The organism is Rahnella woolbedingensis (assembly GCF_003602095.1).
In the GTDB taxonomy this organism is placed as follows: Bacteria; Pseudomonadota; Gammaproteobacteria; order Enterobacterales; family Enterobacteriaceae; genus Rahnella; species Rahnella woolbedingensis.
In genome coordinates this window covers 130,659-148,339 of record NZ_RAHH01000014.1, presented here as the reverse complement: position 1 = coordinate 148,339, position 17,681 = coordinate 130,659, and the positions used below count along the sequence as shown (strand labels likewise).

Genomic DNA, 17,681 nt, shown 5'->3' with positions numbered 1-17,681 from the left:
GAAATGTTGTTATTTGTAGCAATTATATCGATATTTGTAATGTTTAATCTCTTTTATTATACGTAAAGTAATTGATCAACAAGTGGGCAATAGTGATTCCTAAAAATATTTTAATGTAAGCTCATGTTGTAATTGATTTTTATGTGAATTATGCATATCTATAAAGAGTTTGCTTCCATAACTTTCTGAAAAAGTCTTTCTTATGGTGTCGTACCGCTCTTGATGAATATAATTCATGGAAACTTTTTAAAGCATCAGTAGACGCATTCTGAAAAATTGAATATCTTCTTTTCTTTAAATAGCTGTATTCCTAAATGACTCGTGTTAATGCCATCTTTAAAATAAACGCTCACTAGCCAGGAAGGACATCATGATTAATCTCATGTCATGAATGTATAACAACAACCTTTCTTATTTTTATATAAGAAATACAAGGAATGTTATGAAAAAAGAGTGGTTTGCTGCAAAGGAATTGACCGGAAAAGAAGGCCTTCCAACATCAACTCAAGGCGTGCATGGCATGGCCCGCAGATTATGCTGGGTCAAGCGTCGCAGGCGGGGTGTACAGGGACGGGCGGTGGAATATCACATCGACAGTTTACCGGGCAGTGCGGTGGCGAGTCTGGCCATGAATGAACACTCTGCGGAGTATGTTTATACATCTCATCAGGATCCACTGGCAATTTGGATTGAAAGTTATAAACAACTGAGAGAGCCGGAACGCGAAACGATGATTTCTTTTATCGTGCGGGAAGGTGTGGCGGAAATGCTTAACCGGTTACGTAAACCTGAAGAGGTTTAATCGCAAAGTACCCGCTACCCCTGCCTGCTGGCAGGGGTAGCGGGATATATTTAGAAATCGCGTTTTACAGACATATGCGCCAGACCTTCAAGCGCAGCCCGATATTCTGAATCAGGGAGAACCTGAAGCGCCTGTATAGCTTTATCGGCTTCTTCTTCAGCACGCTGGCGGGTATAGGTCAGTGAGCCCCACTGATGCATCGCGGCAAGAACAGGCTCCAGCAAATGACGCCCGTTGCCTTCTTCGATAGCTTTTCGGATCATGGCTGATTGTTCAGCATCGCCGTGTTTCATCGCATGAAGAAGCGGCAACGTCGGTTTGCCTTCATCAAGATCATCACCGGTGTTTTTGCCCAGCGTTTCACCATCAGCGTCATAATCGAGCAGATCATCAATCAGTTGGAATGCGGTACCGAGATAACGGCCGTAATCCTGCAACGCTTTAATTTGCTCATCGTTCCCGCCAGCCAGCATGGCAGAGGATTGTGATGCAGCTTCAAACAGGCGCGCAGTTTTGCTGTAGATAACCTGCATGTAGCTTTCTTCGGTGATGTCCGGATCATTGCAGTTAATCAGTTGCTGAACCTCTCCTTCTGCAATCACATTCACCGCTTTTGCCATCAGCGCCAGAACCGGAAGCGATTCCAGATCTGTCATCATCTGAAATGCCCGGGTATAGATAAAATCACCGACGAGCACGCTGGCTGCATTACCAAATGCGGCATTAGCCGTAGCTTTACCACGACGCATGTCAGATTCATCCACGACGTCGTCATGTAAGAGCGTGGCGGTGTGAATAAACTCAATCAGAGCGGCGACTTTTACGTGTTTATCGCCCTCGTAGGATAGTGCTTTGGCGGCCAGTACTGCTATCATCGGGCGAATACGTTTGCCGCCGCCACTGATGATGTAATATCCCAGTTGATTGATGAGAGAAACCTCTGAATTCAACTGTTCAAGGATGGATGCGTTGACTGCAGCCATGTCGTCCTGGGTAAGATCAATAATCTGTTCTAGGTTCATTGTGTTTTTTCGGCTGTTGTTCTCTTCACCGCAATGAGATCTGGCTCACATTGGCACATGGCGCTAACTGTAAAGGGGATTGTACTTGAAAAACAGTGTAGATAAATGCTATCGAAAGAACTGCGCTTTTTTTCTTCTTTTGTAGGCATTGTGCTCTTGTCTTATGCTGATTTTTTGCGTAGAATTCGCGCCCTATTGTGAATATTTATAGCGCCCTCTGGACTATACAAAGTTGAGTGCGCGGAAAGCGGAGTTTTATATGTACGCGGTTTTCCAAAGTGGTGGTAAACAACACCGTGTCAGCGAAGGTCAGACTATTCGTCTGGAGAAGCTGGACGTTGCAACTGGCGAAGCTATCGAATTCGATCAGGTTCTGATGATTGCAAACGGTGAAGAAATCAACATCGGCCTGCCTTTAGTAGCTGGCGGTGTAATTAAAGCTGAAGTCGTTGCTCACGGTCGTGGCGAAAAGGTCAAAATCGTTAAGTTTCGTCGTCGTAAACACTATCGTAAGCAGCAGGGCCACCGTCAGTGGTTCACTGACGTTAAAATCACCGGCATCAGCGCTTAAGATTAGGAGAGCGGAACAATGGCACACAAAAAGGCTGGCGGCTCCACACGTAACGGTCGCGATTCAGAAGCTAAACGTCTGGGCGTAAAACGCTTTGGCGGCGAAGCAGTACTGGCAGGCAGCATCATCGTTCGTCAGCGCGGCACCAAATTCCACGCTGGTATCAACGTGGGTTGCGGCAAGGACCACACTCTGTTTGCTTTGGCTGACGGTAAAGTCAAGTTCGAAGTTAAAGGCCCGAAAAACCGTAAGTACATCAGCATCGAAGCTGAATAAGTTTTTCGCGTTTTAGTAAATAGATGTAAGCCCCGCAATTCGTTGCGGGGCTTTTTACATTCTGGTTAGCCCATTCTGGCGGGATATGGACACGAAATCGCAGGCCCCTGTTGGGATTATGTTGGCGCTGATCACTGCTATGAGCTGGGGATCTTTGCCCATCGCTATGAAGCAGGTTTTAGTGGTGATGGATCCCTTTACCGTGGTCTGGTATCGGTTTTCGATGGCCGCCATTGTGTTGGGGTGTATTCTTGCAGCCAGACGCAGATTGCCGCCAAAAGCGATTTTTAGCCGGCCGCGCTGGCTGGTTTTAGTCCTGATTGCCACCTGCGGATTGCTGGGGAACTTTGTTCTTTTTAGTTCGTCCCTGCAATTTCTCAGCCCGACGGCCTCGCAGGTTATCGGTCAGCTTTCTCCCGTCGGTATGATGGTGGCCAGCGTGATCATCCTGAAAGAGCGGATGCGTGTTACGCAGGTCATTGGCGCCAGTATGTTAATCTTCGGGCTGATATTATTTTTTAATACCAGCCTGATTGAAATTTTTACCCGTCTGACGGATTACACCCTGGGTGTGATTTTTGGCGTCGGGGCGGCAACGGTTTGGGTGATCTACGGCGTGGCGCAAAAGGTATTGCTGCGCCAACTGGCTTCACCGCAAATCCTGTTTTTGCTGTACACTTTATGTTCTATCGCATTGCTCCCGCTGGCCAGCCCGGCGGTGCTTTCACAGCTCAGCGGCTGGCAGTTTGCCTGTCTGTTGTTTTGCGGCGCGAATACCTTAGTAGGATATGGCGCCTTAGCGGAAGCGATGGCGAGATGGCAGGCGGCTCAGGTCAGTGCTCTTGTGACACTGACCCCGTTGTTTACCCTGCTATTTTCAGATTTATTGGCACTTGCCTGGCCTGACTTTTTTGCTGCACCAGTGCTTAATTTCATTGGTTATCTTGGGGCATTTGTGGTGGTGGCGGGTGCAATGTTTTCCGCAATTGGCCATCGTTGGTGGCCACGTCGGACAGAGCAAAACCTGGTAGCTAAACTCTAGCTGCCCGGCGAATGATTTACGGAGACGGTACAAATGAAGTTTGTTGATGAAGCCACGATTCTGGTTGTGGCCGGTGATGGCGGTAACGGGTGCGTCAGCTTCCGCCGCGAAAAATACATTCCACGTGGCGGCCCTGATGGTGGCGACGGTGGTGATGGCGGCGATGTTTACCTGGTTGCTGATGAGAACCTCAATACGCTGATCGATTTCCGCTTTGTGAAATCTTATCGTGCTGAGCGCGGTACTAACGGTCAGAGCAGCGACTGTACCGGTAAGCGCGGGAAAGATATCACCATTAAAGTGCCTGTCGGAACACGTGTTCTCGACCAGAGCACCGGTGAAGTTCTGGCAGACATGACCCACAATGGTCAGGTTAATATGGTCGCGAAAGGCGGTTTCCACGGGCTGGGTAATACCCGCTTTAAATCTTCCGTGAACCGTTCACCGCGTCAGAAAACCATGGGCACCAAAGGTGAAGAGCGCGATATCGCACTCGAACTGATGCTGCTGGCTGACGTGGGTATGCTGGGCCTGCCAAATGCGGGTAAATCTACTTTTATTCGCTCAGTGTCTGCGGCGAAACCTAAAGTTGCTGACTATCCGTTTACAACGTTGGTACCGAGCCTGGGCGTTGTCCGTATGGATCACGAGCAGAGCTTTGTGGTTGCCGACATTCCGGGGCTGATTGAAGGGGCATCTGAAGGCGCAGGTCTGGGGATTCGCTTTCTGAAGCACCTTGAGCGTTGCCGTGTTCTGTTGCACCTGATCGACATTGCGCCGATCGATGAATCTGATCCGATCGAAAATGCGAAAGTCATCATCAATGAGTTGAAGCAATACAACGCCAAGCTGGCTGAGAAGCCGCGCTGGTTAGTATTCAACAAAGTTGATCTGATCGAAAAAGAAGAAGCGGAAACTCGTGCAAAAGCGATCGCCGATGCTTTGGGCTGGGAAGGTAATTACTACCTGATCTCTGCAGCAAACCGCGAAGGCGTGAATGCGCTGTGCTGGGATGTGATGAAATTCATCAACGAAAATCCTAAGCACATGGCAATCGAAGCTGCTGCGCCAGAAAAAGTTGAGTTCATGTGGGATGACTATCACCGTGAACAGCTGGCTGAAGTGGAAGCAGAAGCTGACGACGACTGGGATGATGACTGGGATGAAGATGACGACGAAGGCGTCGAAATCATTTACGAACGTTAATCCCGAGTATTAGCGTCTCATCGCTGAACCAGAAAGGCTGCCTCAGGCAGCCTTTTTCTTTTTAATCACATGTTGATGAAAGAGCGTGTTAACGGGCGTCAGGTGCTAGCGTCAGCGAACTTTGTAATGCCACATCCGGTAACCAGCATTGTGCACTGAGTCCGGTGTTGCCGGTGCGGTTACGCAACGTCAGGGTGCCACCATGCAGATGCGCAATCCTGACCACAATATTCAATCCCAGACCGCTCCCGCCATAACGTTGATCACTACGTTTAAACGCCTGTGTCAGTTCGCTGGCTTTGGTTTCATCAATGCCCGGACCCGCATCATCTACCTGAATCAGGAAGCCATTATCTTTCGGCGCAATCGTAATAGTGATGTCGCTATTTTCCGGACTATAACGGTAAGCGTTCTCGACCAGATTTCGTACCATTAATCGCAGCAGCACCGCGTCGCCCTGAATTTCTGCGCGGTCGGGTAACCGGATACTCAGCTTCTGCCCGCGTTCATCGAGCATTTCGTGTAACTCTTCTTCGAGCGGCTTAATGACGTTACGGGTGAGATCTACTTGCTGATATTCGCCTTTCGCAAAATTCTGTCCGGCACGGGCAAGCATCAGCAACTGTTCTATGGTGTGCATCAGCAGGTCGATACGGCTTATCAGCGTATCGCTGCCTTCCACGCCATTTTTATGCATGATTTCCAGATGCAACCGTACGCCAGCCAGAGGAGTGCGCAGCTCATGTGCCGCGTCGGCAGTGAACAACCGTTCCTGCTGGATAGTGTTGGAAAGACGCGAAAATAGCTGGTTCAGCGCATTGGTGACCGCAACGATTTCCCTGATTTCACTGTTGAGTGGCAGGGGCGAAAGGTTATCGGCAGAACGTGTTTCGAGACGTTTTTGCAACTGATTCAGTGGCCGAATAATCCAGCTGATCGCCCAAAATGACAGAACCAATGTAATGCTCATCATCAGCAAAGAAGGGGCGATGAGCGAAGCGATCGCCTCAGCAATCTCTCTCTCAACATGGGCGTTTCGCGTTTTTGCAGAAATGGTGTCGTTAACCAACAGGTTAATTTGCTCCTGGCTTTCATGCCAGAGCCAGAAAACGCTGGTGAGCTGAGTGACGAATAGTATCAATGCCAGCATAACCAGCAGGCGGCGGCGCATACTGGTCATTGCGTAATTTCCAGCCGGTAGCCAATGCCACGCACGGTGCGGATGAGTTCTTTACCGAGCTTACGTCGCAGATTATGCACATGAACTTCCAGGGTGTTAGACCCTAAATCATCCTGCCAGGTATAGAGATCTTGCTGGAGCAATTCGCGGTTTACCGTCTGTCCCGCCCGCATCATCAGACGCGATAAAATGGCGAATTCTTTGGGTGTCACTTCCACTGGCGCATCGTCGAGATAAGCTTGCTGCGAGGACAAGTTGATTTTCAGATTGCCTACTGAAATCTGATTGTCGCTTTGTCCCTGATAACGGCGGATAAGCGCCCTGACGCGGGCCTGCAATTCGACCAGTGCAAAAGGTTTGATCAGGTAATCGTCGGCCCCGGCATCAAGGCCATCGACCCTGTCTTCCAGGGAATCACGGGCGGTAAGGATTAAAACGGGGAGAGCAATGTTCTGACGTCGCCACTCGCGCAGCAACGTTGCACCATCTTTGTCTGGTAACCCTAAATCCAGGATCACCAGACTGTACTGGCTGGTCTGAATCAGGCTCTGCGCCTCGGCTGCTGTTGAAGCGCAGTCGCAGGCATAATTTTCACTGGTGAGTGCCAGCATCAATCCCTGCCGTAAAAGTTCGTCATCTTCAACTATCAGCAGTTTCATTGTCTGGCACTTCTCCGTGGTTAATTATTTTGGTAGATATCCCTGTAGAGACGGCTTTCGAAGCGCACCAGAGGAGCCCGTCGTGTGCGTTGATCTTCAGGTGGGACTGCATAGCCAGAGAGGAACTGTACAAAGGCCATTCGCTGTCCGCTGGCTGTCGTAATAAAGCCTGCAAGGTTATACACGCCAGACAGGGAGCCGGTTTTCGCTGACACTTTGCCGTCAACGCCAGCTTCATGAAGACCGCCGCGATATTGCAAGGTTCCGTCATGACCGGCGAGTGGCAGCATTGAGATAAAGTCTAACTCTTTATCGTGCTGCGCGATGTATTGCAGCACCTGCATCATAGTGGCCGGTGACAGCAAGTCATGGCGCGAAAGACCGGATCCATCGACCTGGATAGAGTTGCCTAAATCCACGCCTGCTTTTTGACGCAAAATCTGACGGACAGCATCTGAGCCCGCACGCCACGTTCCCGGCACGCCAAAACGCTGATGACCAATAGTACGAAATACCGTATCGGCGATCATGTTGTCTGATTTTTTCAGCATCTGATGCAACAGGTCATGCAATGGCGCCGACTGGGTTTGTGCCAGTACGGTGCCAGCCGGTGTTGGCTGAGTCTGACGCTTTAACGTGCCATCAATCTGAATGTCAGCCTGCAACAGATCATCTTTCAGTATAGCGCCGGCATAACTGGCACCATCCTGAATCGCGAACGCCAGCGGCAAAGGTTCGCTGCGTTGAGTCAGACAGCCAGTGAGGGTATAGCGGTTGAATTCACCGGGTACGACGTCCAGTTCACAATATTGTGCATCCGGTGAGCCTTTCGCCAGAGTGCGCACTTCGCTGAACATATGCACCGGGTAGTATGAAGCCACGCGGATAAATGCGTTTTCGTCAGGCTTCGGGGCGCTATACAGCGAGACTGAGAAACAGTTTCTGTCGACAATAGCTGCTGCCGGCGGAGCGCTGAAGCATTGGGTGATGTCGTTCCACGGCCATCCCGGCGCTTTATCATGGCTGGCAAAAACCGACGTATTGATGACCACATCACCGGTGATTTCTTTGACGCCCTGTTTTTTCAATACGGCGACCATATTCCGAATATTCTGACGTTTTAAAGTCGGATCGCCGGAAAAACGAGCAACCAGATCGCCCTTTAATACGCCATCAGAAATGGAACCTGGTGTTTCGAGTGTGGTGGTGAAACGAAAATCTGGGCCCAGTTGCAGCAAAGCCGCCAGCGCGGTCAGAATCTTCATGGTACTGGCGGGCAGCGCCATTTGGGTACCGTGATAGTCTATAGCAGGCGCAGGCGCGCCAATTTTCTGTACCAGCACAGCCAGATTCGTGCCGTCAGGCAGATATTCTGTGTAATTTTCGATCTGAGCCGCATTTGTATTCAGTACAAACGCGCATGCTAATCCACTGACAATTCGTAAAAAACGCATTATTTTGAGTAAAGGCTCTGGGTAACGGCGGGATAATGTGGTGCCATACTACGATGCTACGAACCAAGGCGCAACGTGGCTGAAAGTAAACGATGATCCTCAAGGAACTCTACGTTAAAATACGAATCAAATTGCAAAATGAATCCTGGCCTGGTGGCAACTCCGGGTGAGGTTTTTTTTGTTTTTCGCCAGAGAGTCGGTCAGAAGAGCTGGCTTAATTTCTTACCTGATTCAATCAGGACGGTGTTTACCGAAAGGACCAAGTTAGAGGTAATGAAGATATGAAACCGATTCCGATGACATTGCGTGGCGCAGAAAGATTACGTGAAGAACTGGATCACCTGAAAGGTGTCCGTCGTCCGAAAATCATTGCTGATATCGCGACCGCACGTGAGCACGGCGATTTAAAAGAGAATGCTGAATACCATGCTGCGCGTGAGCAGCAGGGTTTTTGTGAAGGGCGTATCCAGGAAATCGAAGCTAAGCTTTCGAATGCTCAGGTTATTGATGTGACCAAAATGCCAGCCACTGGCCGCGTGATTTTTGGTGCCACAGTAACTGTAATGAATCTGGACACCGAAGAAGAACAGAAATACCGCATTGTGGGTGACGACGAAGCTGATTTTAAGCAGAACCTCATTTCTGTTAATTCCCCGATTGCACGGGGTTTGATCGGGAAAGAACAGGATGACGTTGTGGTCATCAAAACGCCTGGCGGTGATGTTGAGTTTGAAGTATTGAAGGTCGAATACCTCTAAAATCTGCATTAAAAAGGGCGAAACGCGATGTTTCGCCCTGTAATTCTCACATTCATGCAGTGAATTGCTTCACAGTAAATTGAAAACTAAAGTAAAAAGGCCTGCTGAGACCTTCCCCTGAACGTGATTTCGTGGCACCTTTCCGAAAATCTACAGCGCTTTTCGTTAAACCTAAATGGATTAACGCGGTAAGATAATTTTGCGGTCTTCGGTGGAAGGGCGATAAAGTACCAGCATATTGCCGATGACTTGCACATTACACGCCTTGGTTTCACGCACAATCGCGTCTACGATCAAGGTCTTCGTCTCACGTTCTTCTGCCGCGACTTTTACCTTGATCAGTTCGTGATGTTGCAGTGCCTGTTCGATTTCGGCCAACACACCTTCTGTCAGGCCGTTGTTGCCCAGCATAACAACCGGTTTCAGTGGATGTGCCAGACCTTTCAGGTACTGTTTTTGTTTATTGTTAAGATTCATCGTCTTTTTTGCTTAAGTTGGGATTGAAAACGGGTCATTCTACCGCCATCTCATGTATATGACCAACCCGGACTGCTTCGGGAAGGCAATTATACTGACTTAGCCATAGACGTCATGATGCTAACAGCTTGTTCCAAAGGCTCTAACTTAGGGTGGTTGGACAACTATATGGTTACTAAATAATGTCTAATAAGAAGCGTTCTGCAAGTTCCAGTCGCTGGTTGCAGGAACACTTTAGCGATAAATATGTGCTACAAGCACAGAAAAAAGGGCTGCGCTCCCGTGCCTGGTTTAAACTTGATGAAATACAGCAAAGCGATAAGCTGTTTAAACAAGGTATGACGGTGGTCGATTTAGGTGCAGCTCCGGGCGGTTGGTCACAGTTCGTGGCGACGCAAATCGGTAGCAAAGGGCGCATTATTGCTCTTGACCTTTTACCTATGGATCCTATTGTTGGAGTCGATTTCCTTCAGGGGGATTTTCGTGATGAATTAGTTCTCAAAGCGTTGCTTGAACGCGTGGGAGAAAATAAAGTTCAGGTGGTCATGTCTGACATGGCGCCTAATATGAGCGGTACTCCGGCAGTCGATATTCCAAAATCGATGTATCTGGTTGAATTAGCACTGGATATGTGTCGGGATGTATTAGCACCAGGCGGAAGTTTCCTGGTGAAGGTGTTTCAGGGAGATGGCTTTGATGAATACCTGCGGGAAATTCGCTCCCTGTTTACGAAGGTGAAGATTCGTAAGCCAGACGCTTCCCGAGCACGTTCGCGAGAAGTGTACATCGTAGCGACAGGGCGGAAACTGTAGTTCCCTAACGCTGTTTGTTAACACAGTTGTAATATGAGGTTAATCCCTTGAGTGACATGGCGAAGAACCTGATCCTCTGGTTAGTCATCGCAGTTGTATTGATGTCTGTATTTCAGAGTTTTGGTCCCAGCGAATCTAATGGCAGTAAGGTAGATTACACTACCTTTACAACCGAAGTGGCCCAAGACCAGGTCCGTGAAGTACGTATCAATGGACGTGCGATTGACGTTATCAAAAAAGACAGCAGCAAATACACAACCTATATCCCGGTTAATGATCCTAAATTGCTGGATACGCTGCTGAGCAAAAACGTGAAAGTTGTTGGTGAACCGCCTGAACAGCAGAGTTTCCTGGCGACTATCTTCATTTCATGGTTCCCGATGCTGCTTCTGATTGGCGTCTGGATATTCTTTATGCGACAAATGCAGGGTGGCGGTGGCAAAGGCGCAATGTCCTTTGGTAAAAGCAAAGCCCGCATGCTGACGGAAGACCAAATCAAAACCACGTTTGCTGACGTTGCAGGTTGTGACGAAGCGAAGGAAGAGGTGAGCGAGCTGGTAGATTACCTGCGCGAACCGAGCCGTTTCCAGAAACTGGGCGGTAAAATTCCTAAAGGCGTTCTGATGGTCGGTCCTCCGGGTACCGGTAAAACCTTGCTGGCGAAAGCGATCGCCGGTGAAGCCAAAGTGCCATTCTTTACGATTTCGGGTTCTGACTTCGTAGAAATGTTCGTGGGTGTCGGTGCATCTCGTGTGCGTGACATGTTTGAACAGGCGAAGAAAGCCGCTCCATGTATCATCTTTATCGATGAAATCGACGCCGTTGGCCGTCAGCGTGGTGCAGGTTTAGGTGGTGGTCACGATGAACGTGAACAGACGCTGAACCAGATGTTGGTTGAGATGGATGGCTTCGAAGGTAACGAAGGTATTATCGTGATCGCCGCAACCAACCGTCCGGACGTTCTTGACCCGGCATTACTGCGTCCGGGCCGTTTCGACCGTCAGGTTGTTGTGGGCTTGCCAGACGTACGTGGTCGTGAACAGATCCTTAAAGTTCACATGCGTCGCGTTCCGCTGGCTACTGACGTTGATGCGTCTGTGATTGCCCGTGGTACCCCTGGCTTCTCGGGTGCTGACCTGGCTAACCTGGTCAACGAAGCGGCATTGTTCTCTGCACGTGGTAACAAACGTGTGGTGTCGATGGTTGAGTTCGAAAAAGCCAAAGACAAAATCATGATGGGTGCTGAGCGCCGTTCCATGGTGATGACTGAATCGCAGAAAGAGTCCACTGCATATCATGAAGCAGGCCACGCTATTATTGGTCGTCTGGTTCCTGAGCATGACCCTGTGCATAAAGTGACCATTATTCCTCGTGGCCGTGCATTAGGTGTGACCTTCTTCCTGCCTGAAGGCGATGCTATCAGTGCCAGCCGTCAGAAACTCGAAAGCCAGATTTCTACCTTGTACGGTGGCCGTCTTGCAGAAGAGATCATCTACGGTGTGGAAAAAGTGTCGACCGGTGCGTCAAACGACATCAAGGTTGCCACCTCTATTGCCCGTAACATGGTTACGCAGTGGGGCTTCTCAGAGAAATTAGGTCCGTTGCTGTATGCGGAAGAAGAAGGCGAAGTCTTCCTCGGTCGTTCAGTCGCGAAAGCCAAACATATGTCTGATGAAACTGCCCGCATCATCGATCAGGAAGTGAAATCTCTGGTTGAACGTAACTACGTTCGTGCGCGTACGCTTTTGATGGAAAACATGGATATCCTTCATTCAATGAAAGATGCCCTGATGAAGTACGAAACCATCGATGCGCCACAAATTGATGACCTGATGAACCGTACAGAAGTTCGCCCGCCAGCTGGCTGGGATGATGCTAACGGTAAAAACGGCAGCAGCAATTCTAACGACGGCGGTGCTCCAAAAGCGCCAACGCCAGTTGACGAACCTCGTACGCCAAATCCTGGCAACACGATGTTTGAGCAATTCAGCGGCAAATAAGCAGCTGGTTGGAAAATAACGCAGATAACACACAACCCCGGGCTTGCCCGGGGTTTTTTATGCGTGCATTCTTTGCATCGGAATTTGAAACTGCCTCTACGAATGACCAGAAGGGACATGATTTATGCACCTCACAGCCAGAGAGTCGACACTGGATCTCACTTTTCCCCAGGTGATGGGGATCCTGAATGTTACCCCGGATTCATTTTCTGATGGCGGGCGACACAACACATTGGATCTTGCGCTTCGGCATGCTCAGGCGATGGTCGATGCCGGGGCAACAATCCTGGATATCGGCGGCGAATCAACGCGTCCGGGTGCGGCTGAAGTCAGCGAAGAGGAAGAACTGGCCCGTGTGGTGCCGGTCGTAGAAGCAATAGCCCGACGTTTTGATGTCTGGATCTCCGTGGATACCTCGAAAGCGTCGGTTATCCGCGAAGCAGCAAATGTCGGTATGCATCTGATTAACGATATTCGTTCACTTCAGGAGCCGGAAGCATTGCAGGCAGCGGCAGAAACGGGATTACCCGTTTGTCTGATGCACATGCAAGGCGACCCGAAAACCATGCAGCACGCCCCGCATTACGACAACGTCGTTGCGCAAGTAGACCAGTATTTTGTCGATCAAATTGCCCGTTGTGTGAATGCCGGCATTCCGAAAAACAAATTGCTGCTCGACCCGGGCTTCGGTTTCGGTAAAAATTTAGAACATAACTACCTGCTACTCGCCAGGCTGGCTGAGTTCCATCACTTCGGGTTGCCACTTCTGGTGGGGATGTCGAGGAAATCTATGGTAGGGCAGTTGCTGCATGTGTCACCGGAGAAACGTGTGACGGGCAGTGTTGCCTGCGCTGTGATTGCTGCCATGCAGGGAGCTCAGATAGTTCGCGTACATGATGTTAAAGAAACCGTCGAAGCGATGCGTATCGTGGAAGCGACACTTTCTGCAAGGGATAAAAATTAATTATGAGCAACCGTAAATATTTTGGTACTGATGGCATACGTGGAAAAGTAGGCGATAGCCCGATTACTCCTGATTTCGTTCTCAAACTGGGCTGGGCTGCAGGCAAAGTATTAGCGCGTCATGGCTCAGGTAAAGTGATTATCGGTAAAGATACCCGTATTTCCGGCTACATGCTGGAGTCTGCGCTTGAAGCCGGTCTGGCGGCCGCAGGGCTGTCTGCTTCTTTCACCGGCCCGATGCCCACACCTGCGGTTGCGTATCTGACACGTACTTTCCGTGCTGAAGCCGGGATTGTGATTTCTGCTTCGCATAACCCTTTCTACGATAACGGCATCAAATTCTTCACGACTGATGGCACTAAATTGCCCGATGAAGTGGAAGAAGCCATTGAAGCTGAGCTTGAAAAACCTCTCACCTGCGTAGAATCTGCCGCGTTGGGTAAGGCCAGCCGTATCGTCGATGCAGCCGGTCGTTATATCGAATTCTGTAAAGGGACATTCCCGAGCGAACTGAGCCTGAACGGGCTGAAAATCGTTGTGGATTGTGCCAATGGCGCGACCTATCACATCGCGCCAAGCGTTCTGCGTGAACTGGGTGCGAAAGTGATCACCATCGGCTGCGATCCGGATGGGATGAACATCAACGAAGAGTGCGGTGCGACCGATGTCCGTCAGTTACAGCAACGCGTTCTGGCAGAAAAAGCTCATGTAGGACTGGCGTTTGACGGTGACGGCGATCGTCTGATTATGGTCGATCATGAAGGCAATAAAGTGGATGGCGACCAGATCCTCTACATCATTGCACGTGAAGGCCTGCGTCAGGGGCAGCTCAAAGGTGGCGCCGTCGGCACTTTAATGAGCAATATGGGTTTGGAACTGGCATTAAAGCAGCTCGGTATTCCGTTCACCCGCGCGAAAGTGGGCGACCGCTACGTGCTGGAAAAAATGCAGGAAAAAGGCTGGAGTATCGGGGCTGAAAACTCAGGTCACATTATCCTGCTGGATAAAACCACCACGGGTGACGGCATTGTGGCCGGTTTGCAAGTGCTTACCGCCATGGTACGTAATCACATGAGCCTGCATGATCTGTGCAGTGGCATGAAATTGCTGCCACAAATCCTGATTAACGTCCGTTTTGCCGGTGAGCATGATCCGCTGGAATCCGACGAAGTTAAGCAGGTGACGGCCGAAGTTGAAAAACAGTTAGCAGGCCGCGGCCGGGTGCTGTTACGTAAATCAGGAACTGAGCCTCTGCTGCGTGTCATGGTAGAAGGTGAAGATGCGAGTCTGGTTGAAAAACTGGCTAACCGCATTGCTGATGCTGTAAAAGCAGTCAAAGCGTAACCTGATAAAAAACGGCGAATTTTCGAGATATGCGTGGCTGAACAACGTCCTGCCAGCCACTTTTCTGCCAATTTGCCGTTTTTTTCCGCAAACGAACAGTTTGATGAAAATTGCCCTTGCGCGGCAATACGGCTTTGGTTAGTATTCACACCCGCTTCAGTGGGTCCTTGAACGACCTGCTAAATGGTGAGAAGCAATTGGCATGCGGTGAACCCGCGAGGATACAGGTACTACTATGTACGACGCTCTTCTGGTGATTTTCCTTATCGTAGCAATCGGGCTTGTTGCTCTGGTTATGCTGCAACAAGGTAAAGGCGCTGATATGGGAGCCTCTTTCGGAGCAGGTGCTTCTGGCACATTGTTCGGTTCGAGTGGTTCCGGTAACTTCATGACCCGTATGACCGGCATTTTGGCAGCACTGTTCTTTATCATTAGTTTGATTCTCGGGAACATGAGCACCAATAAAAGCCAAAAAGGTAGTGAGTGGGAAAACCTGAGTCAGCCAGCGAAAACTGAGCAGACCACTGCACCGGCAGCTCCAGCAGCGCCTAACAGTGACGTTCCTCACTAAGCAGTAACCTTCTTATCGCAAGAAGTGAAAGGTTTTAAACAGTGGCTCGTACTTGGACAGTACAAGCGATTGTGAAAAAAAAGAGTGCCGAGGTGGTGGAATTGGTAGACACGCTACCTTGAGGTGGTAGTGCCCGAATGGGCTTACGGGTTCAAGTCCCGTCCTCGGTACCAATCTTTATGATAATTTGCTTTTTAGCGATTATCGGCGTAGTATTTGCCACGTTTTCGGACGCGGGGTGGAGCAGCCTGGTAGCTCGTCGGGCTCATAACCCGAAGGTCGTCGGTTCAAATCCGGCCCCCGCAACCACTTTCCCTAAGTGTTTATTTCAAATAGACTTTCAGTGTCTACCTGTGATGTTCTGCAGTTCCAATTTGAAAGCTTCTATTTGAAATAACACTTCGCGAAAGTTGTACCGAAGCCGCTATGCGGCGAATAGGGTCCAGTTGCATAAAGCCCCGATTTATCGGGGTTTTTTGTTATTTGGCAACAGAATCACTGGGCTATTTAGCCCTTTTTTTATGTCTTGGGGGTGGGCTTGTCCACATTAGAACAAAAATTAACAGAGCTGATTACAGCACCAGTCGAGGCACTTGGCTTTGAGCTGGTGGGCATCGAGTTCGTTCGGGCTCGCCAATCGACGTTGCGCATCTATATTGATAGTGACGCCGGGATCAATGTTGATGATTGTGCTGATGTCAGCCACCAGGTGAGCGCTGTGCTGGACGTTGAAGATCCAGTCACCGTTGCCTACAACCTGGAAGTTTCCTCTCCAGGCCTTGATCGTCCTATGTTCACCGCTGAACATTATCAACGTTTCCTGGGTGACGAAGTCAGCATTGTTCTGCGTATGGCAGTGCAGAATCGTCGCAAATGGCAGGGCATTATTAAGGCTGTCGAAGGCGAGATGATCACGGTGACAGTGGAAGGGAAAGATGAAGTGTTCGCACTGAGCAACATCCAGAAAGCGAACCTGGTACCCCACTTTTAAAGAGTTTGGAAGAGGCAACTAGGATGAACAAAGAGATTCTGGCTGTTGTAGAAGCAGTTTCTAATGAAAAATCCCTCCCGCGCGAGAAGATTTTTGAAGCGCTGGAAATTGCATTATCAACGGCGACCAAGAAAAAATACGAGCAGGAAATCGAAGTCCGCGTCAGCATTGACCGCAAAACAGGTGACTTCGATACCTTTCGTCGTTGGGTGGCAGTCAATGAAGTGACGCAGCCGACCCGCGAAATCACCCTCGAAGCTGCACAATACGAAGATCCGTCAATCGACCTCGGCGGATATATTGAAGATCAAATCGAGTCGGTCACTTTTGACCGCATCACCACGCAAACTGCTAAGCAAGTTATCGTACAGAAAGTACGTGAAGCAGAGCGTGCGATGGTGGTTGATCAATTCCGTGAGCAGCAAGGTGAGATCGTCACCGGCGTGGTTAAGAAAGTTAACCGTGACAGCATCGCTCTGGATTTAGGCAGCAACGCTGAAGCCGTTATTCTGCGTGAAGATATGCTTCCGCGTGAAAACTTCCGCTCCGGCGACCGTATTCGCGGCGTTCTGTATGATGTTCGCCCTGAAGCTCGCGGTGCCCAGCTGTTCGTCAGCCGTTCACGTAACGAGATGCTTATTGAGTTGTTCCGCATTGAAGTGCCTGAAATTGGCGAAGAGTTGATCGAAATTAAAGCGGCAGCCCGTGATCCTGGCTCCCGTGCGAAAATTGCAGTAAAAACCAACGACAAACGTATCGACCCGGTCGGTGCTTGTGTCGGTATGCGTGGTGCACGCGTTCAGGCGGTTTCCAGTGAACTGGGCGGTGAACGAATCGATATCATCCTTTGGGATGACAATCCTGCGCAATTCGTAATCAACGCAATGGCACCGGCAGATGTCGCTTCCATCGTTGTTGATGAAGATAAATGCACCATGGATATCGCCGTTGAAGCCAGCAATCTGGCACAGGCGATTGGCCGTAATGGCCAGAACGTGCGTTTGGCCTCCCAATTGTTGAAACAGCATCGTGGTGATGACAAGTGGGAACTGAACGTGATGACAGCAGACGACCTGCAAGCCAAACATCAGGCTGAGGCACACGCTGCGATTGCTACCTTTACCAAATACCTGGCCATCGATGAAGATTTCGCTACGGTGCTGGTAGAAGAAGGTTTCTCAACGCTTGAAGAACTGGCTTACGTGCCAGTCAACGAACTGCTTGAAATCGACGGCCTGGATGAAGACACCGTGGATGCGCTGCGCGAACGTGCGAAAGAAGCGCTGACCACACTGGCTTTAGCTCAGGAAGAAAGTCTCGGTGACAAAAAGCCTGCTGACGATCTGCTTAATCTGGCGGGTCTGGAACGTAGCATGGCGTTTAAACTGGCTGCACAAGGGGTTTGTACGCTGGAAGATCTTGCCGAGCAGGGTGTCGACGATCTGGCTGATATTGAAGGTCTTACTGACGAGCAGGCTGGTGAACTTATCATGGCCGCGCGCAATATCTGCTGGTTTGGCGACAACGCGTAATAAACTGTAGCAGGAAGGAAC

At 49.8% G+C, this 17,681-nt stretch carries 18 protein-coding genes and 2 tRNA genes; 15 read left to right on the top strand and 5 right to left on the bottom strand.

Features of this window, described 5'->3' with window-relative positions:
- The first annotated feature begins 442 nt into the window (after positions 1-442).
- Positions 443-802 carry a DNA-binding protein gene (locus D6C13_RS13730; RefSeq protein ID WP_120133284.1) on the top strand — a complete coding sequence of 120 codons (360 nt, stop codon included), beginning with the start codon at positions 443-445 and terminating at the stop codon, positions 800-802.
- Positions 803-852: 50 nt separating this feature from the next.
- Here the strand turns inward: D6C13_RS13730 and ispB are convergent, their stop codons facing one another.
- Positions 853-1,824: an octaprenyl diphosphate synthase gene (gene ispB, locus D6C13_RS13725; protein ID WP_120133283.1), complete on the bottom strand. Its 972-nt coding sequence runs from the start codon at positions 1,822-1,824 to the stop codon at positions 853-855.
- Between the two features lie 259 nt (positions 1,825-2,083).
- On the opposite strand from ispB, the gene rplU reads away from it, so the two are divergent.
- The 4 genes from rplU to cgtA all read left to right on the top strand — a co-directional run bounded on the left by rplU (position 2,084) and on the right by cgtA (position 4,919).
- On the top strand, positions 2,084-2,395 hold the full coding sequence (rplU, locus tag D6C13_RS13720) for a 50S ribosomal protein L21 (protein WP_013573804.1): 312 nt from the start codon (positions 2,084-2,086) through the stop codon (positions 2,393-2,395).
- An 18-nt stretch (positions 2,396-2,413) separates the two neighbouring features.
- Positions 2,414-2,671: a 50S ribosomal protein L27 gene (gene rpmA / locus D6C13_RS13715; RefSeq protein WP_013573805.1), complete on the top strand. Its 258-nt coding sequence runs from the start codon at positions 2,414-2,416 to the stop codon at positions 2,669-2,671.
- An 85-nt stretch (positions 2,672-2,756) separates the two neighbouring features.
- On the top strand, positions 2,757-3,713 hold the full coding sequence (locus D6C13_RS13710) for a DMT family transporter (protein WP_120133282.1): 957 nt from the start codon (positions 2,757-2,759) through the stop codon (positions 3,711-3,713).
- Between the two features lie 33 nt (positions 3,714-3,746).
- The gene (gene cgtA, locus D6C13_RS13705; RefSeq protein WP_120133281.1) at positions 3,747-4,919 is read left to right on the top strand and encodes an Obg family GTPase CgtA; all 1,173 of its coding nucleotides are present in this window, start codon (positions 3,747-3,749) and stop codon (positions 4,917-4,919) included.
- 88 nt (positions 4,920-5,007) lie between these two features.
- Here the strand turns inward: cgtA and pmrB are convergent, their stop codons facing one another.
- Genes pmrB through dacB form a run of 3 tightly spaced genes read right to left on the bottom strand, consistent with a single transcriptional unit; the run spans position 5,008 to position 8,212 of the window.
- Complete coding sequence (gene pmrB / locus D6C13_RS13700) at positions 5,008-6,099, bottom strand: two-component system sensor histidine kinase PmrB (protein WP_120133280.1); 1,092 nt, start codon at positions 6,097-6,099, stop codon at positions 5,008-5,010.
- Positions 6,096-6,758: a two-component system response regulator PmrA gene (gene pmrA / locus D6C13_RS13695; protein ID WP_120133279.1), complete on the bottom strand. Its 663-nt coding sequence runs from the start codon at positions 6,756-6,758 to the stop codon at positions 6,096-6,098. The genes pmrB and pmrA overlap by 4 nt, the downstream gene beginning before the upstream one ends.
- Positions 6,759-6,778: 20 nt before the next feature.
- A complete protein-coding gene (dacB, locus tag D6C13_RS13690; protein WP_120133278.1) occupies positions 6,779-8,212 on the bottom strand; it encodes a serine-type D-Ala-D-Ala carboxypeptidase in 1,434 nt (477 codons plus the stop codon).
- 281 nt (positions 8,213-8,493) lie between these two features.
- On the opposite strand from dacB, the gene greA reads away from it, so the two are divergent.
- Positions 8,494-8,970 carry a transcription elongation factor GreA gene (gene greA / locus D6C13_RS13685; RefSeq protein WP_120133277.1) on the top strand — a complete coding sequence of 159 codons (477 nt, stop codon included), beginning with the start codon at positions 8,494-8,496 and terminating at the stop codon, positions 8,968-8,970.
- Between the two features lie 180 nt (positions 8,971-9,150).
- On the opposite strand, the gene yhbY is transcribed toward greA, so the two are convergent.
- Positions 9,151-9,447 carry a ribosome assembly RNA-binding protein YhbY gene (gene yhbY, locus D6C13_RS13680; RefSeq protein ID WP_095923662.1) on the bottom strand — a complete coding sequence of 99 codons (297 nt, stop codon included), beginning with the start codon at positions 9,445-9,447 and terminating at the stop codon, positions 9,151-9,153.
- 182 nt (positions 9,448-9,629) lie between these two features.
- On the opposite strand from yhbY, the gene rlmE reads away from it, so the two are divergent.
- From rlmE to nusA, 9 genes are all read left to right on the top strand, one after another.
- Entirely contained in the window at positions 9,630-10,259 is a 630-nt protein-coding gene (gene rlmE, locus D6C13_RS13675; protein ID WP_120133276.1) for a 23S rRNA (uridine(2552)-2'-O)-methyltransferase RlmE, read from the top strand.
- 56 nt (positions 10,260-10,315) lie between these two features.
- Complete coding sequence (ftsH, locus tag D6C13_RS13670; protein WP_120133275.1) at positions 10,316-12,259, top strand: ATP-dependent zinc metalloprotease FtsH; 1,944 nt, start codon at positions 10,316-10,318, stop codon at positions 12,257-12,259.
- Positions 12,260-12,383: 124 nt separating this feature from the next.
- The gene (folP, locus tag D6C13_RS13665) at positions 12,384-13,223 is read left to right on the top strand and encodes a dihydropteroate synthase (protein WP_120133274.1); all 840 of its coding nucleotides are present in this window, start codon (positions 12,384-12,386) and stop codon (positions 13,221-13,223) included.
- 2 nt (positions 13,224-13,225) lie between these two features.
- Complete coding sequence (gene glmM / locus D6C13_RS13660; RefSeq protein WP_120133273.1) at positions 13,226-14,566, top strand: phosphoglucosamine mutase; 1,341 nt, start codon at positions 13,226-13,228, stop codon at positions 14,564-14,566.
- Positions 14,567-14,801: 235 nt separating this feature from the next.
- Positions 14,802-15,137 (top strand): preprotein translocase subunit SecG, encoded by a 336-nt coding sequence (secG, locus tag D6C13_RS13655; protein ID WP_113877110.1) that lies wholly within the window; start codon positions 14,802-14,804, stop codon positions 15,135-15,137.
- Positions 15,138-15,223: 86 nt separating this feature from the next.
- A tRNA-Leu gene (locus D6C13_RS13650) sits at positions 15,224-15,310 on the top strand.
- A 59-nt stretch (positions 15,311-15,369) separates the two neighbouring features.
- Positions 15,370-15,446, top strand: a tRNA-Met gene (locus D6C13_RS13645).
- Positions 15,447-15,675: 229 nt separating this feature from the next.
- On the top strand, positions 15,676-16,128 hold the full coding sequence (rimP, locus tag D6C13_RS13640; RefSeq protein ID WP_147243271.1) for a ribosome maturation factor RimP: 453 nt from the start codon (positions 15,676-15,678) through the stop codon (positions 16,126-16,128).
- A gap of 23 nt (positions 16,129-16,151) precedes the next feature.
- Positions 16,152-17,660 carry a transcription termination factor NusA gene (nusA, locus tag D6C13_RS13635; protein WP_120133272.1) on the top strand — a complete coding sequence of 503 codons (1,509 nt, stop codon included), beginning with the start codon at positions 16,152-16,154 and terminating at the stop codon, positions 17,658-17,660.
- The last annotated feature ends 21 nt before the right edge of the window (positions 17,661-17,681 follow it).

Bases quoted from the DNA above. Each gene is read 5' to 3' on its own strand.
- D6C13_RS13730 (WP_120133284.1), top strand. From the start codon at position 443: ATGAAAAAAGAGTGGTTTGCTGCAAAGGAATTGACCGGAAAAGAAGGC.
- ispB (WP_120133283.1), bottom strand. From the start codon at position 1,824: ATGAACCTAGAACAGATTATTGATCTTACCCAGGACGACATGGCTGCA.
- rplU (WP_013573804.1), top strand. From the start codon at position 2,084: ATGTACGCGGTTTTCCAAAGTGGTGGTAAACAACACCGTGTCAGCGAA.
- rpmA (WP_013573805.1), top strand. From the start codon at position 2,414: ATGGCACACAAAAAGGCTGGCGGCTCCACACGTAACGGTCGCGATTCA.
- D6C13_RS13710 (WP_120133282.1), top strand. From the start codon at position 2,757: ATGGACACGAAATCGCAGGCCCCTGTTGGGATTATGTTGGCGCTGATC.
- cgtA (WP_120133281.1), top strand. From the start codon at position 3,747: ATGAAGTTTGTTGATGAAGCCACGATTCTGGTTGTGGCCGGTGATGGC.
- pmrB (WP_120133280.1), bottom strand. From the start codon at position 6,099: ATGACCAGTATGCGCCGCCGCCTGCTGGTTATGCTGGCATTGATACTA.
- pmrA (WP_120133279.1), bottom strand. From the start codon at position 6,758: ATGAAACTGCTGATAGTTGAAGATGACGAACTTTTACGGCAGGGATTG.
- dacB (WP_120133278.1), bottom strand. From the start codon at position 8,212: ATGCGTTTTTTACGAATTGTCAGTGGATTAGCATGCGCGTTTGTACTG.
- greA (WP_120133277.1), top strand. From the start codon at position 8,494: ATGAAACCGATTCCGATGACATTGCGTGGCGCAGAAAGATTACGTGAA.
- yhbY (WP_095923662.1), bottom strand. From the start codon at position 9,447: ATGAATCTTAACAATAAACAAAAACAGTACCTGAAAGGTCTGGCACAT.
- rlmE (WP_120133276.1), top strand. From the start codon at position 9,630: ATGTCTAATAAGAAGCGTTCTGCAAGTTCCAGTCGCTGGTTGCAGGAA.
- ftsH (WP_120133275.1), top strand. From the start codon at position 10,316: ATGGCGAAGAACCTGATCCTCTGGTTAGTCATCGCAGTTGTATTGATG.
- folP (WP_120133274.1), top strand. From the start codon at position 12,384: ATGCACCTCACAGCCAGAGAGTCGACACTGGATCTCACTTTTCCCCAG.
- glmM (WP_120133273.1), top strand. From the start codon at position 13,226: ATGAGCAACCGTAAATATTTTGGTACTGATGGCATACGTGGAAAAGTA.
- secG (WP_113877110.1), top strand. From the start codon at position 14,802: ATGTACGACGCTCTTCTGGTGATTTTCCTTATCGTAGCAATCGGGCTT.
- nusA (WP_120133272.1), top strand. From the start codon at position 16,152: ATGAACAAAGAGATTCTGGCTGTTGTAGAAGCAGTTTCTAATGAAAAA.